The 15,707-nt window shown below is 66.4% G+C and carries 14 protein-coding genes; 5 read left to right on the forward strand and 9 right to left on the reverse strand.

The window, feature by feature from the left end; translation table 11 throughout:
* Nucleotides 1-116 precede the first annotated feature (116 nt).
* Entirely contained in the window at nucleotides 117-614 is a 498-nt protein-coding gene (locus B0T44_RS14430; RefSeq protein WP_254854132.1) for a hypothetical protein, read from the forward strand.
* Between the two features lie 69 nt (nucleotides 615-683).
* Here B0T44_RS14430 and B0T44_RS14435 read toward each other — a convergent pair whose 3' ends face one another.
* Nucleotides 684-2,945, reverse strand: a complete 2,262-nt coding sequence (locus tag B0T44_RS14435) for a glycoside hydrolase family 3 C-terminal domain-containing protein (protein WP_077114845.1) — start codon at nucleotides 2,943-2,945, stop codon at nucleotides 684-686.
* Between the two features lie 140 nt (nucleotides 2,946-3,085).
* On the opposite strand from B0T44_RS14435, the gene B0T44_RS14440 reads away from it, so the two are divergent.
* On the forward strand, nucleotides 3,086-3,835 hold the full coding sequence (locus B0T44_RS14440; protein WP_077114846.1) for a hypothetical protein: 750 nt from the start codon (nucleotides 3,086-3,088) through the stop codon (nucleotides 3,833-3,835).
* A 108-nt stretch (nucleotides 3,836-3,943) separates the two neighbouring features.
* Here the strand turns inward: B0T44_RS14440 and B0T44_RS14445 are convergent, their stop codons facing one another.
* The 4 genes from B0T44_RS14445 to B0T44_RS14460 all read right to left on the reverse strand — a co-directional run bounded on the left by B0T44_RS14445 (nucleotide 3,944) and on the right by B0T44_RS14460 (nucleotide 8,417).
* Entirely contained in the window at nucleotides 3,944-5,224 is a 1,281-nt protein-coding gene (locus tag B0T44_RS14445) for a cytochrome P450 family protein (RefSeq protein ID WP_077114847.1), read from the reverse strand.
* Between the two features lie 319 nt (nucleotides 5,225-5,543).
* Entirely contained in the window at nucleotides 5,544-6,716 is a 1,173-nt protein-coding gene (locus B0T44_RS14450; protein WP_077114848.1) for an aminoglycoside phosphotransferase family protein, read from the reverse strand.
* 364 nt (nucleotides 6,717-7,080) lie between these two features.
* Nucleotides 7,081-7,623 carry a YaeQ family protein gene (locus B0T44_RS14455; protein WP_077114849.1) on the reverse strand — a complete coding sequence of 181 codons (543 nt, stop codon included), beginning with the start codon at nucleotides 7,621-7,623 and terminating at the stop codon, nucleotides 7,081-7,083.
* A 137-nt stretch (nucleotides 7,624-7,760) separates the two neighbouring features.
* Nucleotides 7,761-8,417, reverse strand: coding sequence for an O-methyltransferase (locus B0T44_RS14460; protein ID WP_077114850.1), 657 nt, complete (start codon nucleotides 8,415-8,417; stop codon nucleotides 7,761-7,763).
* A 165-nt stretch (nucleotides 8,418-8,582) separates the two neighbouring features.
* On the opposite strand from B0T44_RS14460, the gene B0T44_RS14465 reads away from it, so the two are divergent.
* Nucleotides 8,583-9,062 (forward strand): DUF4760 domain-containing protein, encoded by a 480-nt coding sequence (locus B0T44_RS14465; RefSeq protein ID WP_077114851.1) that lies wholly within the window; start codon nucleotides 8,583-8,585, stop codon nucleotides 9,060-9,062.
* Between the two features lie 93 nt (nucleotides 9,063-9,155).
* On the forward strand, nucleotides 9,156-10,874 hold the full coding sequence (locus B0T44_RS14470) for a cutinase family protein (RefSeq protein ID WP_077115130.1): 1,719 nt from the start codon (nucleotides 9,156-9,158) through the stop codon (nucleotides 10,872-10,874).
* A gap of 251 nt (nucleotides 10,875-11,125) precedes the next feature.
* Here B0T44_RS14470 and B0T44_RS14475 read toward each other — a convergent pair whose 3' ends face one another.
* Nucleotides 11,126-11,650 (reverse strand): hypothetical protein, encoded by a 525-nt coding sequence (locus tag B0T44_RS14475; RefSeq protein ID WP_077114852.1) that lies wholly within the window; start codon nucleotides 11,648-11,650, stop codon nucleotides 11,126-11,128.
* A gap of 358 nt (nucleotides 11,651-12,008) precedes the next feature.
* On the opposite strand from B0T44_RS14475, the gene B0T44_RS14480 reads away from it, so the two are divergent.
* Entirely contained in the window at nucleotides 12,009-12,398 is a 390-nt protein-coding gene (locus tag B0T44_RS14480) for a nuclear transport factor 2 family protein (protein WP_175647924.1), read from the forward strand.
* Nucleotides 12,399-12,438: 40 nt separating this feature from the next.
* Here B0T44_RS14480 and B0T44_RS14485 read toward each other — a convergent pair whose 3' ends face one another.
* The 3 genes from B0T44_RS14485 to B0T44_RS14495 all read right to left on the reverse strand — a co-directional run bounded on the left by B0T44_RS14485 (nucleotide 12,439) and on the right by B0T44_RS14495 (nucleotide 15,694).
* Nucleotides 12,439-13,245, reverse strand: coding sequence for a Mut7-C RNAse domain-containing protein (locus tag B0T44_RS14485; RefSeq protein WP_254854133.1), 807 nt, complete (start codon nucleotides 13,243-13,245; stop codon nucleotides 12,439-12,441).
* 133 nt (nucleotides 13,246-13,378) lie between these two features.
* Entirely contained in the window at nucleotides 13,379-14,743 is a 1,365-nt protein-coding gene (locus B0T44_RS14490; RefSeq protein ID WP_077114854.1) for a wax ester/triacylglycerol synthase domain-containing protein, read from the reverse strand.
* Between the two features lie 30 nt (nucleotides 14,744-14,773).
* Nucleotides 14,774-15,694: an aldo/keto reductase gene (locus tag B0T44_RS14495; RefSeq protein WP_077114855.1), complete on the reverse strand. Its 921-nt coding sequence runs from the start codon at nucleotides 15,692-15,694 to the stop codon at nucleotides 14,774-14,776.
* Nucleotides 15,695-15,707: the final 13 nt, after the last annotated feature.

The following is a 15,707-nucleotide window of genomic DNA, read 5'->3' on the forward strand; positions in this document are numbered from 1 at the left end:
AACCGCCCGATTCGAGAAGGGCAAGCCGGTACGGTCTTCACCACATCGGTTCGCCCACTACAACATCGGGAGCCACCGTGTACCACGCCCCCAGATTCGCAACCGCAGCTGTGGCAGTGTTCGCCGCACTTGTCGTCTCGGCCGCGTCGATCACCAGCGCCGCGCCCGCGAACGCCCAACCCTCCCCGCCGTCGTCCACCACAATGACCTGCGGCAGCGCCAATCCCCTCCTATGGGCCCCGCCGTTCACCTGGAATATCAGGGCCAGCTCCGGCGCGAGCCGCCCGCCGGGTGGGGTGCTCGAGCCGGCGATCCTGCTCGGTGGCGGCACCGAGCTGCCCGGCCTGCCCGCCAGCCTTTTCCCGATATTCGGTATCAACTGGTACGGCACGCGCGTCCTTGTCGACTGGCACAACCAAACCACGGGCACAACCGGTCACAGCGTCAGCGACGAGGCGGTGCTCCGACCGAGTCCGGACATACCGATCAACAGGACCTGGACCGGAGTCGGGACCGTATCGTTCACGGTGACCGTGCAGACCGGCGCAGGCTGGTGGTTCATCAACACCCAGACCGCCGTATGCCGTGGCACGATCTCAGTCCACCCTGTCTGACTCCCGTAACGATCCGTAGCCGCGGTGCGGGCGACGACCGAGGTGCTCCGTCCCCCGGCACTGAGCCGGTCACCGGTCGGCTGGTGTTTCCTCACCGCCGTCGAGCGAGGCGATGAGCTGTTCCAGCTCAGTGCGCCCATCGGGGTTCTGCGAGAAGCCGACCATCAGACGCAGCGGGAAAGAGGCGACCATCCGGGCCATATCGATACCCAAAGCCGCGCCGCCGCTGTCCGGGCTCAACCCGGGAGGCGCGTTGCGGGCGAGGAATTCCAGCAGCGGACCCGCGTCGGGGTTGTTCATCACCTCGCCGAGGGTGGAGTCGAGGGTGATCGGTAAGCGCAGCGGATCTCCCGCGACCGTGAGCTGGGTCGTCAAACGGATATCCCGGCTGGAGGCGCCGACGCAGACCTGGTAATCGCCATCTTCGACGATCCATCGGTCGACGCGGGTTTCCCAGTAGGCGAGGTCGTCGCGGCGCAGCATGATCGACACCCGTTCGCTCATTCCGGGCTCCAGGTCGGTCACGGCGAAACCTTTGAGTTCGCGAGGTGGGCGGGTGACGGACGAATCCGGCTTGGCGGTGTAGCACTGCACCACTTCCCGCCCGGCCCGTGACCCGGTATTGGTCACGGTGACCTGCACGGTGATCATGTCATCGGCGCTGGTGACGGTGAGATCGGAGTAGGCGAACGTCGTGTAGGACAGCCCGTGGCCGAACGGGTAGGTGACCTCGAGCTCCCTCGCGTCGTACCACCGGTAACCGACGTACAGACCCTCGCCGTAGCGGACATGCGAGTTCTCGCCGGGGAAGGCGACGTAGGCGGGGGTGTCCTGGATTCGCACCGGAACCGTTTCGGTCAGCCTGCCCGACGGTGTGACCTTGCCGAAAAGAATATCGGCGATCGCGCCGCCACCGGCTTGGCCGAGGAGCGCCGCGTCCAGGATGGCGGGGGCGAGGCCGGCGACCGGAGCCAGCCGCAGCACACCGCCGTGTACGAGCACCACAACGGTGGCGGGCTGGACTCGAACGACTTCGGTGAGCAGTTCCAGCTGGCCGGCGGGCAACTCGATATCGTCGCGGTCGAAGCCCTCCGATTCCTGTCGTGCCGCCAGGCCCAGGAACACAACGGCAGTATCGGCGGCCGCGGCGATCTCGACAGCTTCCGCGCGCAACGTCTCATCGGTGGTGTCGTCGGTGGTGAACCCCCGCGCGAAGCGCACCGCGCCCTGTCCGGCGAGGGCGCGGATTTCCGCCAGCGGGATATCCACCTGTGTCGCGTTCACCCGCGAGCTACCGCCGCCCTGATAGCGAGGGTTCTCGGCGAACTCCCCGATCACGGCGATGGATTGTCCCGCCGACAGAGGCAGGATCGCGTTGTCGTTCTGCAACAGCACCACGCACCGAGCCGCCACTTCACGAGCAAGCGCATGATGCGCCGCCGGGTCGTGGCCGACCGGATGGCGGCGCGCCGCCTCGGCCTTCTTCGCCAATGCTGCGACACGCTCGGCGGCCCGGTCGACGACGGCCGGATCGAGATCTCCCGCACGCACCGCCGCGACGACCGCGGCGTCCGACGCACCGCCGCTACCGGGCATCTCCAGGTCGAGGCCCGCGGCCACCGCGGCGACCCGGTCGGTTACCGCACCCCAATCGCTGACCACCACACCGTCGAAGCCCCATTCATCCCGCAGCACGGCCGTGAGCAGCCAGTGGTTCTCGGCGGCATGCACCCCGTTGATGCGGTTGTAGGAGCACATCACGGTCCACGGCGCCGCGGTGCGGACAATATGTGCGAAGGCACGCAGATAGATTTCCCGCAGCGGACGCGGGTCCACATCAGAACTGGACCGCATCCGATCGTGTTCGGCGTTGTTGGCAGCGAAATGTTTCAGTGATGCGCCGACTCCCGTGCTCTGCAGCCCCGCCACCCATGCCGTCCCGAGCGCACCGGTGAGTATCGGGTCCTCGGAGTAGTACTCGAAGTTACGGCCGCACCGCGGGTCCCGCTTGATGTTGATACCCGGCCCCAGCAGCACATCCACGCCCAGTGTCCGGCTCTCCTGCCCGAGCGCTACGCCGACTCGCCGCACCAGCTCGACATCCCACGACTGGCCGAGCCCCACCGCAGGCGGGAAACAGGTCGCGGGCAGGCTCACCGCCAGACCGAGCGGATCGGAGGCCTCGGCCTGTTTGCGCACGCCGTGCGGGCCGTCGGTCAGCACCATCGGAGCGACCGGCCCTGCGGCTTTGGTCGTCCAGAAGTCGGCCCCGCTGCCGAGTGCGGCTTTCTGCTCCAGGCTGAGCCCGGTGAGGTCGGGTGTTGGCTCCATGCCCCGATCCTCTCGCGGAAGCAGGTGCTCGGCCAGTTGCCGCGCCCCGCTCCCCGAAGGACGAACAGATGGCCGATGGAGGCAGCAATTCTTCAGTAAACTCTTCGGTAGAGGCTTCCCGACAGAAGGCGGGGTGAGCGATGGAATGGTTGCTGGTCATCATTGTGGTCGCGATCGTGGCCTACTTCCTGGTGATACGTTCACGGGAAGGTAAACAGCACACCGCGGACGACTTCGCGGACGCGATAGCCGGGGCGCGGCAGGTGAACGAGCGACTGGCCGGGCAGATCTATCATCTCAGCGGTAGCAACGACGCGGCGAAACAGGCACTCGCGGACGCCGCGGAGCGGCATCAGGCGGCCGGTTCGCAGATCGGCCAGGCGCGGACTCCTGTGCAGGCACGGTTGGCCAAACAAACAGCCCTGGAGGGGCTCTATTACATTCGAGCCGCCCGGACCGCGATGAACATGGACCCCGGACCGCCGATTCCCGAACTCGAAGGGCAGGCCGAAGCCGGCCGGGTCAGCGAACAGCGGGAGGTCGATTTCGAGGGTCGTCAGGTTGCGGCATCGCCGCGGCCGTCGTCGCAGACACCGAACTACTTCCCGGGCGGCCGCGTGGCCGGGCGTCCGGTACCCGCGGGCTGGTATTCAGAACCCTGGTGGAAACCCGCTCTGATCGGCGGCGCATGGGGTATCGGGTCGGCACTGCTGTTCAGCAGCCTGTTCACCGGAATGTCCGGGGTCGGATACGACGCACACGCCTTCGAAAGCGGTTATGGGGAGGGTTATCAGGACGCTGCGGGCGGTATCGAGTACGACCAGGGCGGCGACACCGGAACCGACTGGGGCGGCGGCGACTGGGGCGGCGGTTTCGAGGGAGGCTTCTGATCTGTTCCGGCGCCTTCAGCCTGCCCTCGGTGATGTGCGCCTGCCCGGTCCGCGGGGCAGCGCACCGTTGCGCCGCCCCGGTCGGCTACCGGTTGAGTCGGTGGGAGGTCACGGATGTGGCTCGGGCAGTGCGCCGTTGGGGTTCAACGGAGCTGTGGGTGGGAAGGTGACCGGCAGCGCTGTCAGTGCCCGATGGAACGGACCCGGCCGCCAGGTCGGGGTGCCGTCCGGTAGCGCCGCCTGCATTTCCGGGAGGGCGTCGAGCAGCTGATCGATGGCGTCCTGGGCCACCAGATAGGCCAGGGATTGAGCGGGACAGGCGTGCTGGCCGATACCCCACGCCAGGTGTGAACGGTTGCCTGCCATATCGCCGCTTCGGGCGGCGGGATCGTTGTTGCAGGCGGCCATGCTGATAACGACCGGCTGGTGCGCGGGCAGCCAGACGCGGTCGACGAGGATGGGCTGGCGCGGATAGGTGATGAGGAGGTTCGCCAGCGGCGGGTCGTTGAACAGGACCTCGTCCAGGGCATCACGGGAAGACAGGTTCCCACCCAGCACACTGCTGCCGAAACGACGGTCGGTGAGGATCAGCAACAGGGTGTTGACGATCAGGTTCAGCTGGAATTCGATACCTGTGCCGTAGACCTGCGACACATGGTGGGACACCTCCACGTCGTCGAGTTCTGCGGGATGCTGGATCAGCATCGAGGTGATGTCGCGCTGGGGTTCGGTTCGTTTGAGCATCACGAGTTTCATCAGCGCTTCCCCGAGCATCTGATTGCCTTTTTCGGCGTCGACGCCTTCGAGCAGGGCGGCCGTGCCTGCGGCGACCTGCTGGCCGATCTCCGGCGTGCAACCGAGCAGCGAATTGACGACCTCGAATACCAGCGGGAACACATACTGGTGAATCAGATCGGCACTGCCGTCCTGGCAGAAGGAGTTGATCAACGGGACGGCGATGCCCTCCACGATCTCGTGCAACGCGTACAGATCAACGGCATCGATGCTCGCGGTGATGGCCTTGCGGTAGCGCACGAATTCCGCGCCTGCGCACCGGCTGGCCATGGGCCGCCACTCGAGCAGGGGAAGGATGGGGCAATCGGCGGGGATATCTTTCTGCCAGGTCCGCGGGTCGGCAGGGAAATGCTCGGGGTCGTTGAGTATCCGCAGGGCCGTGCTGTATCCGATGACCAGGGTGGCCGGTACGCCGGGCGCCAGCTCGACCGGGGCCAACGGCCCGTACTGTCTTCGCATTTCCTGGTAGAAGCGGTGTGGGTCGGCGGCGAACTCCGGCGCATACAGCGGCACTCGTGGTCCGTCGGAATCGATCGGTGAACCGTGCGGGACCGGGCACGACCGGGCCTGCGCGGGGGGTTGCGGCGTACTCAAAGGGAGACTCCAAACTCTTCGCGTAGTAATGGCTGTTCGTGGGTAACGCATGTACCGAGGGGAATACTGAGCAGCGCCCGTGCCGAGTCGCTCGGGCGGCCTGGAGCAGGCCCCGGCCGGAACTGGTCGATGGTACAGCGGCCGATCGCCGCGGTGGCGTCAAGACGAAAACCGACTGCGCGGAATACTTTTCGTGCTCCAGCCCGTGCGACACAGCTGGGCGAGAGCGGGGGGCTAATCGAGCCGTCCCCGAATGACGGGCTTGCTCGAAAAGAGGCGCCCCGAACGGCATGGTTCACGTGGGACGCCTCTCCCTATCTCAGACGCCGAGCGCGTCCAGTGACTCGTTGTCATCGATGGCGGTGGTGATCCGCCGCAGCAAGGTCAGGCAGGTTTCCTCCGTCTGCATCTTGGGTTGATATGCCGCCCGCCCGATGGTGAACGCCCATGCTGCGTAGGCGAACATGGACTGCTGCCGATACAGCAGCCACGCCTCGTCGAACGACGGCGCCCCGCCGCCGACGCTGCCGAGCTCGTCCAAATAGGCCGCCAGCAACTCCTGGGCCCACGCGCGCCGATCGTCGGGTTCACAGCCGGAGTTGACGGTGTAGGCGAAATCGTGTGCCCAGCCGCCGCGCATCACCACCTGCCAGTCGACATATCCCATCGCGCCTGTGTTGGTCACGTAGGTTTGGCCGATATGCGGGTCACCGTGCAGCAAGGTCGGGGGGATGTCATGGGTCGCGATGTCGATCGCGCGCTCCACACCGGCCCACAACCGATCGCTCTGGCCGTGCAGCGCCTCGGGAACAACCTCCTGCGCCCGGCGCAGGCCGATCTCGCAGCGCTTCTTCATATCGATCGCGGCCAGATAGGCCTCGAGCATATAGGCCGGAGGGTTGAGCGCAGAGATCGACGGATGCTCCCAGAACGTGCCGTGCAACCGCGCGAGATTACGCACGAGGTCTTCGATCTGGTCGCGGCCGATGGGGTCGGTCGGCTCGCTGAACACCGCACCACGAGTCGCGGCGATATCTTCCATCAGCGCGATCGAGCGCCACGAGGACGGGTCGGACGCCCCCCAGTACCCGAGCGGAGCCTCCATCTGAACCTGAGGCCGGAAATCTCTGAAGAAGCGGGTTTCCCCGTCGATCATCTTCCCGCCGCCGAGCAGGATCCGCTGGCTGAAGTCCGTGGTGGTCTTCGCGAACAGCTCGGTCGGCAGGCCCGCCCTGATGCCCGCATCGTTGTATTCCACCTGGATCGCGACCCGGGTGGAGGTGCCGCGGCTGCCGTTCGTGGTGTCGAACGAGGTCACTTCGGCGTCCGGTACCTCGCGGCACAGTACGGCCGTCAGCCACTCGGGGGTGACCGTCTCGCCGGACACCGGGACATCATCGATGGTCCGTGCCTTCGGCCGGGTGATCGCCTCGCCCAGCTTATAGGCGCCGACGGTAGCGGACCGCTTGAGCAGCCAGAGCTTGTGGTTCATTCGCTTGCCTCGATTCCGGAGTACGAAAACACTGCCCCGCGCAACCGATCCGTCAGGTTCCCCGGGCGCGCGCAGGACAGTACCTCATGTTCCTGTAAAACATTGCAAGACAGTGTTTTTGTGCTGCCCTCACGGTTGCTCCACTCCTGTTCGGGGCTGGTCTCCCACCGAACACGCACTGTGGGCGACCGGCACGCTCGGTCAGCGGGGCGAGCTACGTGTCCCGGACCAGCCGGCTCGGGCAGCGCATCGCCCAGCAGCCGAGCCATAACGTGCCGGAGGTCGACGGCCGTGACGCCCAGCAGGGACTCGCTCATCGCGTGCGGAAGGCATGCAGCACCCGCTATCAGGATCGCGTCGACGCTTACCCGAGCCGGTGCTCTTCGATCGAGGTGCTCGAGGTGGTCCCGTTGAGTTCCAGGTACAGCAGGCGTTCGGTGACGGAAAGAGTGACTGTGTTGCGGCGTTCGATCGCTGCGGCCGCTGTGTCGATGAATACGCGATCGAAGCTGTAGAGGGGGATCGCTTCAGCGCGATGGATTCGCTTACCAGTGAGCTGCGCGAGCACCTTGGCAGGATCACGATGGGTATAGACGGCGACGCGTTCGGCCATTTTGCTGCCTCGGTGCACCCGCTCCGCGTCGGGCGCGCCGATCTCGATCCACGCGGTGATCCGCCCGGTGAGATCGCGGACCAGCACCGCGGGCTCATCGGTGGAGGACACTCCGCCATCACTGAACGCGATCCCGTCCTCGTGCTCGAGGCAGTAGGCCAGCAGGCGGGTCATCATGAACTCGGCTGTCTCGGACGGATGCCGCGCCACCCGCAGCTCCAGCTGCTCATAAACACCGCGATCGACGTCGGCCAGTTGGACGGCGAAGGTGTGCAGTGTCGCGTTCACAGCCATAAGAGCGGGAGCTTAACGAACGAGCGCAGCACCGGACGCCCGCCCCCCACTAGATATCCGGGTCGTGGCTCACCACCTGCCTTACCTCACCTGAGCCAGTGCCATATCGCGAGCGTGGGATGGGTGACCCGCCACAGCTAGTTCACGACGGCGAAAGCGAAACCGTCCCACCCTTTCGCACCGACGGTCTGCAGCACGGTTGCATCCAATCGGGGCTCATCGGCGAGCAGTTGAATCAGGTCACGACTCGCTTGTACGGACGGGTCCTGCGACGTGGCGTCGGCCAGGGCGCCGTTACGTACCACGTTGTCGACGACGATCACCGAGCCGGACCGGGTCAGCCGCAGCGCCCAACGCACATAGTTCGAGTTGTTGACCTTGTCGGCATCGATGAACACCAGATCGAACGGCTCGGCACCCTCCAACTCCGGCAGGCTGTCCAGCGCCGCGCCGATACGGATATCGACCCGTGCCCCGACACCTGCCCGGTCCAGATTCTCCCTGGCCACCCGCGCATGCCGCGGATCGTATTCGAGCGTGACGACCCGCCCCTGCTCCCCGACCGCACGCGCAAGCCACAGGGTGCTGAAACCGCCCAGGGTCCCGATCTCGAGGACATTGCGCGCGCCAGAGGACCGGGCGAGCAGGTGGAGGAACTTGCCTTGGGCGACCGACACGTCGATCGGTGGCAAATCCGCGGCGGCGTTGGCGCCGAGGGTCGCCGCGGACGCCGCGTCGCGCACAAGATGATCCACCAGGTAACGATCCACATCGGCCCAGTCAGGTGTCGTCATGCCCTGCAGTCTGCCACCACGAATACGGGAAAATGCGCTGTCGACTGGACGGCCCGGAGTTCGCGTCGTGCCGCCGGCGCGCTGCCGCCGCTGTAGCGCGCCTGTGAAAGTCTTTTCCGGCTAGGCTTTTCCGGTGTTCTTCGGTAGGTCGATCGGGGGTGTCGGATGGATTCTTCGGCGATCGCGGCCGCTGCCGGGGTAGCGACCGCGTTGATCGCGCTGGTCGCCGCGTCGCTGGTGGTGTGGCAGGTGATCGAGATGCGGAAGGCCACGTATGCGACGGCGTTCAAATCGGTGTACGACATGCTGCAAAACGAGAAGCTGCGCCAGGACAGACGTTTCGTCATGCGGGAGCTGAAGGGCCGGGACTTCGACGCCTGGACCGAAAGCGAGATCCTTCGCGCCGAGCGAGTGTGCCACAGCTACGACTGCGTGGGCATCATGTGCCGCAACGGGTTCATACCGACGGAAGTGGTGGCCGATTCCTGGGGTGATTCGCTCCGGACGTCCTGGGATGTCTTACAGCCGCTGATCGAACGCTACCGCGCGGAGCGGGGCGCGCCGGAATTGTGGGACGACTATCAATGGCTGGCGGCCAGGGCCGCGATATTGCGTGCGCGAAGGCACAGCGGACACATTCGGTAACGTTCTCCTTCCCGTCCACGACGTCTGTGGTGGCACATGGCCCGTCGGGGGGCCTGTCCGTCCACTTGTCACCGAATGGAATGGGAACAGGACATGGCTCTTCGCGAGTTATTGACCCGGCATCGTATCGGACCGGCCGTCGCCGCGCCGGTAGTGCTGGGGCTGGCCGCCGCGGTCGCGGCCACGTGGGCGCTCACCTCACCGCCGCAGACAGCGGAGACGCAGCTCAAGGCTTCGGTCACCGAATGCCACGATATGGTGACCATTTCGGTGGCCGGCCGCAACGACACCCCTGTCGAGGGCACCACCAAGATGCTGGTCGACGCCAATGGCAATCCGCTGCCCGCGGCGTTGTCCGGTGACCACCGCAGCCATTGGGTCGACCCGGTTGTCAACGCGCCCGCCGACGATGTCGAGCCCGGTTCGTACGCCGCGGTCTACATCGCGTACCCGGCGAACATGGCCACCTATGAGGACGCCGTCAACAGCGGTGTCGCCAATACCGAGCAGGTGATGCGGGAGATCGCGCAGGCCTGCCCCGATACCAAATTCTCCATCGTCGGTTACAGCGAGGGCGCCGATGTGGTCCGCCGAGTTGCGATGAAGATCGGGCATCAGGAGCCCGGCCAGGACGGCGCATACGGGATCGTCGACCCCGACGATGTGGTCGGTGTCGTGATCCTCGCCGACGCAGGCCGTTCGGCGGGTGACGGGCCGTTCCCCGGCGCGGAGGACCCGTTCCGCAATCCCGACGGCTTCGACCAGGAGTATCAGAACGGCAAGACACCGGTGCCCGGCCAGGGCGCACTGCCCGGGACCAGCGGTGATTTCGGTGCACTGAACGGCAAGATCGCGTCGTTCTGCTCGGACGGTGACCTCACCTGCGCTGCCCCGGAGAACATTTCACTGCTGCAACTGGTGGTCAATGTGGGTAGGCAGTTGAACGTCGACGCTCTCGAACGAGAAGGCCTCACCCCGGCGACCGGGCAGGATGTCGCGGTCGTCCTCAGCCGCATCGCCCTCGCCGCGTTCGCCGATATCCAGTCCCAGCCGAACTGGATGCAGAGCGACGAAACCTTCCTCGAGGTGCTGCTGCGGGTGTCGGACCCCGCCTACAAGCCGGGCGAAACCCCCGCCGAGCCCACGGAGCCGGGCGAGGCGGATGCGATCTCGACCGACGAGATGGCCCCGCTGGCCTACCTGCCGCAGAAGGTGCTGAACGAGATCATCGGACTCATCCTGACCAACCAGAACACCATCCCGGTGATCATGAGCGACCCGTACAATCTCACGCTCGGACCGAACGGAACCGGCCATCACTTCGATTACTGGCGTGACGCCGACGCCGGTAACGGAAAGCCGCTGACCTCCGCCGAGTACGCGGCGGCCTGGCTCACCCACCTGGCGAAGCAGGCACAGGCAGGCAAACAGGTCGATACGGCCGCGAAGCCGGAACCCGCGGATCTCGCCGCCGCCTACGAGGCAGCCACCACCTCGGCGACGCCGACGAGCGAACCTGTCGCGGAGCCGACCTCGTCGCCGACGACCACCAGCAGCGAGCCGAACACCCCGGAACAGACAACCTCGCCGACCGTGGCGGCCACACCGAAAACCACCACTCCACCGGCTCCGACGACCACCGAGACCCCCTCTCGGACCACACAGCCGGCTCCGACGACCACCGAGACCCTCTCCCGGACCACACAGCCGGCTCCGACGACCACCGAGTCGACGACAACGGGAACTTCTTCCGAAACAACGATTCCCACGCCTGCTCCCACCAGCGGTGTGAGCGTGGCAGCGCCGAATTGACCGGTCCGTCGACTCGTCGGCCCGTCGGCTGCATTCAGCCGACGGGCCAGCAGAGTTCTCGCCGGTGCGATTATCCGCCGACCATGGGGTCCGGGACCTTCTCGGCCCGGGCAGTTGCGATCAACAGAAAACCGGCAGGCGGCCTCATTACGTCGGCCACTTCGTCGGCCGCGTCTTTCGGCCCGAGTGGCTATTCGCGAGCAACGATCGAGCCGACACGACTCGGGTCACCGCCGGATGAATACCGCTTGTCAGGAAGTGGTAAGGGCAGTGAGATCATCGAGCAGGATCATGACTTCACCTTCGCGCTTGCAGACCTCGGTGAGCCGCACCGTGAGGGCGAGGAGAGCGACGTCGTTCACCGGCTCGGACAGCCGGCATTCGAGCTGTTTCCATTCACTGTGGGCGGAAATGCTCCCCAGTGTCAGCTCGCGCTCGCCCCCAACGGTCTCGCGGACATGGGCCGACACCCGGATCGAGGCGTGCGGCGAGCGCACCCACAACCGCACCGCCGCCACACGACCGGAGATGGCGAACGTATTCCCCGCCTTCGCCACCAGTTCGATTTCCAGTTCGTCAGCCGCCGACCGGATCAGTAAGACCAGAGCCCGGTAGTCGGCTCCCGCAACACCGTCGGCATACACTCCAGGGCGTTTACTCGGCGCCCCCTCGGCGAACGTGGTCAGATGCGTACGACCCGCGCCGTTTCCGGCGACCTCCCACCTGTCCTTGTTCTCGAAATCGTCCAGGAGCACCTCGACCGATGCGTTGGCCATCCCCGCCGTCCCTTTCCTCCGCGCATCCGCCGGACATATTCCGACCTGTCGAGAACCCTACAAGCCGGTGGACACTGGCGTCGCTCCGGAACAGCGGCCCGATAACCACCGGGACAACGAAACCCTCGGCCTGGGACCACTTTCCAGGAACTGACGTGGGTACGCGTCACCCCGTGCGACACGCTCGATGCCGAACCCACTGCACCTCCGACACCGACTCGAGCTTCCGTCCGTACGCGCACCGCGCCGATGTTCAGGCGCTGGTCCGATAGCGGCGAAGCGACTCGACGCCGGGCGGAGCATGAGTAGGATCACCGAAAGGCCGTTGGCACCAATACAACTCATCGAGGAGTGCAATATGTCTGCTACCACGTCGGTTCGTTCCCTGGTGGAGAAGTACTACGGGCTGATCGACTCAGGGCGGCTGCACGAGTCATGCGAACTGATGACCGAGGACGTGAAGTTCACGTTCGCGAATGCGGAGCCGGTGTTCGGGCGCGACACCGCCGAGACGGCGATCCAGATGGTGCTCGACCGCTGCACCGCGGTTCGGCACAACGTCGTCACGGCGTTCGAAGCGGAAACCGACGGCACCGCCACCGGTCTGTTCGAGCTCCGTATCCGGTTCGATCTGAAGAACGGCAAGGTGATCGAACTTCCCGGATGTATCTTCGTAGCGGTCGACAGCGATGGACGGTTCGCCGAGCAGCGGCTGTACGCGGATATGAACCCGGTCTTCGCCGAGTGAGCCACACCCGGGCCCGGACACCGTTCTGCGCGGTCCGGGGTCACGGGTAGAACTCGCGCCGCGCCCGCTCGACCATCGCATCGATCCGGGCGTGGTGCGCTCCCTTCCAATACACCTGTCCGCAGTTGCTGCATTCGGCGAAAGTGTCGAAACTTTCCGCCGTGCCGGCAGGCAGCCGTTCCCGCACCTCGTCCCCGGCGACCGTGACCAGCAGCCCATTGCAGGCGGTGCAGCGCGTCCACGGCGCCAGTGGCGGGGCGAAACGGGACAGCACGTCGTCGAGTTGCTCACTGGGGCGATGACTGTAGACATAGGCGCCCGCGAAGATCTCGCGGCGGCGCAGCAGCCCCCGATCACGGGACAATACGATGCGCTGTTCAGCCGCCGAACGGGCCGCCAGCGCGGCATCGCCGATATCGGGTTTTTCGTAGGCGGCGTCGACCCCGAGCAGCCGCAGCCGCCGGGCCAGGGTCCCGAGGTGGATATCGAGCAGGAACCGGATCGGGCCCGGCACCCGCTGGGGGCGCGGTTTCGGCCCCACCGCGATCGTTTCCCCACCGCGCGGCAGGTACCCCGGCGGCACCTGCGCCGCATCGACTACCAGGGAGCCCACCTCGGTGAGCGGGACCCCCAACGATTCGACCAGATGCCCCAGTGTCGACACCCCATCGATCCTCGCCGCCGCCGGACCATGCCGTCGCCTCGCCGCGACAAAGGTATGGAGTTCGGGCGCTATCTCGATCGACACCTCACCGTTCACCGGGCCAGCATGCCCGTATCGGCGGAATAACGCCACGCACGCCCATCCGAGGAGGCGCGGAATCGAGATCGACGCCACCGATGCCATCACCGTGAGCCGGGCGCCCGATACCTGACGAATCCTGATTCGACACCGATCGCTGTTCTGCTCGGCCGTTCCGGTTCGGTGCAGTCGATCGAATCCGACACCGAGGGCGGATTCGACCGCTGCTCGCCGAGCGTCACTTCGCCGCGCCGACGGCGGCAGTCACCTCATGGATCGACTCGCGCAGTAGAGCGCAGTAATCGTCGAAGTCGGCGACGATATCGGGATCGCACGCCGCGGAGACGGTGAAGCTGTCCCCCGCGCCGACGAAGGAATGGGCCAGACCGATATCCGGATACACCGGCGGCAGCATGCCCGCGAAGCGGAACCGCCTGCCCAGCAACGACCATTCGGCGGTCGGCTCGCATTTGATGCTGGTCAGGATCGTGTGCGCGACCGCGGGCGCGGCAGGGTCGTCCGGCCACAGGGTGCCGAATCTGGCCCGGTACACCCGGCTGGGCAGCCGGTCCACCAATTCCAGACGGTTGAGTTCGCGGCGGCTGGACGCCGAGCGGCGGCGGACCCGCAGGGTGGCGTCCACCGCCTCGGCGCGCCCGGCCAGGTCCGGCAGCGCCGGGGACAGGTCGACCACGTCGGCGCCGACACGGTTGACGCCCATCACCGTCGCCTCGGGTACGGCGATGGTCACATACGCTGCCAGATCGTCCGGGCAGGTTTCGCCGCGTTCGTCCAGATACCGCTGCATAGCGCGCGATATCGCGGTGAGACCGACGGCCGTCACGGTGACGCCCGGTATCCGGACGTCCTGCAACCGGAGAGGAAACGTCCGCATGGCGCGCTCCGGTCCGACCCGCCGGTTGAACACGGTCCGGCTGCGCGGCGGTGTGCTGGGCCCGCCGTCGTCTCCGTCGCGGTCGATCCGCCGGTTCTCGGCCCGGACTGCGGCGTTGAACTGCAGCACCTGCCACGGCCAGCGCAGCGCTCCGGCAATGGCGGCGCGGGTGAGCGGTGGGCGTTTCGCTGCGGGGCCGAGCCCGTCGATCCGCACGGGCTCGGGTGTTGCCGCGAACAACGCTTCCGACAGCGAGGTCATGGCCGGTCCCGCCATGAGCGCGTGGCTGATGTGCATCATGACGACCGTTCCCGCGCCGGTCAGCGTGGGCACCCCCGACACCTCGGGGAACACGTGCAACTGCCAGGCACTGATTCGGGCGTCCAGTGGCTGCGACAGGACCGCGCCCATCCTGTCAAGGCAGCCGGGCCAGTCCAGCTCCCCGGGATGGGTGACGATATGGCTGTCGATCGGAGAGTCGTCGACACCCCAGAACGGGTGTGCGAATCCGCCGGGCACGTCGTGCACGCGTCTGCGCAACGGTTCCAGGACCTCGGCCCGTGCACTGAAGTGGCGGACGATCTCGTCGGCGGACGGTGCGCCGGTCTCGCTCTCGAACACCCACCACATCGGCCAGTCGGTGACCCGGCCCGAGTAGCGGAAGTAGTAGTAGGCGGCGTCGTTGGCCGCCAGCTGTGATTCGCGCATCCCGCTCTGCTTTCTCAGGTCCCGCCGCGCTCAGCCGCGAGACAGTTTCGGCAACCGGAACCGCTTACCGCGCGCCGGTGCGGGGGTGCTCACCTGGGACAGGGCCGCGAATTCCTCGTCGCTGAGAGTGATGGTCGCGGCGGCAGTGTTCTCCTCCAGATGCGCGACCTTGGAGGTGCCGGGGATGGGCAGTAGGACCGGGGAGCGGCGCAGCAGCCAGGCCAGCGCCAGCTGCGACGGCGTAGCGTCGTCACGGGCGAAGTCGTGCAGTGGCCCGCCGGGGCGGGCGAGATCGCCTGTGGCCATGGGGAACCACGGGATGAAGGCGATGTTGTTGGCTTCGGCGTAGTCGAGCAGATTCTCGGCATCGCGGTTGGCGAGGTTGTACAGGTTCTGCACCGAGACGATCTTCGCGATCTTACGGGCCTGCTCGACCTGGGCGACGGTCACCTCGGACAGGCCGATATGCCGAATCTTGCCCTCTTTCTGCAGCTCCACCAGTGCGCCGAGCTGGTCGGCGAGCGGCACCTTCGGGTCGATGCGGTGCAGCTGGTACAGGTCGATGCGTTCGACACCCAGATGCCGCAGGCTCAGTTCCAGCTGCTGGCGCAGATATTCGGGGCGAGCCAACGGCAGCCATTCGCCAGGGCCCGGCCGGGCGAGTCCGGCTTTGGTCGCGATCACCAGATCGTCAGGGTACGGGTGCAGCGCCTGATGAATCAGGCGTTCGGTGACGAACGGACCGTAGGAGTCGGCGGTATCGATGAAGGTGACACCGAGGTCGACCGCTCGGCGCAGCACCCGGATGGCCTCGTCCGGGTCCTTCGGCTCACCCCACACCCCCTCGCCGGTGAGCTGCATCGAGCCGAAACCGAGGCGGTGGACCGGCAGGTCGCCGCCGAGGGCGAAAGTGCCCGACGCGGCGGCGGGTGAGGTGGTTTGTTCGGTCATGTCGTCCTTCCAG

It is taken from the genome of Nocardia donostiensis, from assembly GCF_002081715.1.
GTDB classification, from domain to species: domain Bacteria; phylum Actinomycetota; class Actinomycetes; order Mycobacteriales; family Mycobacteriaceae; genus Nocardia; species Nocardia donostiensis.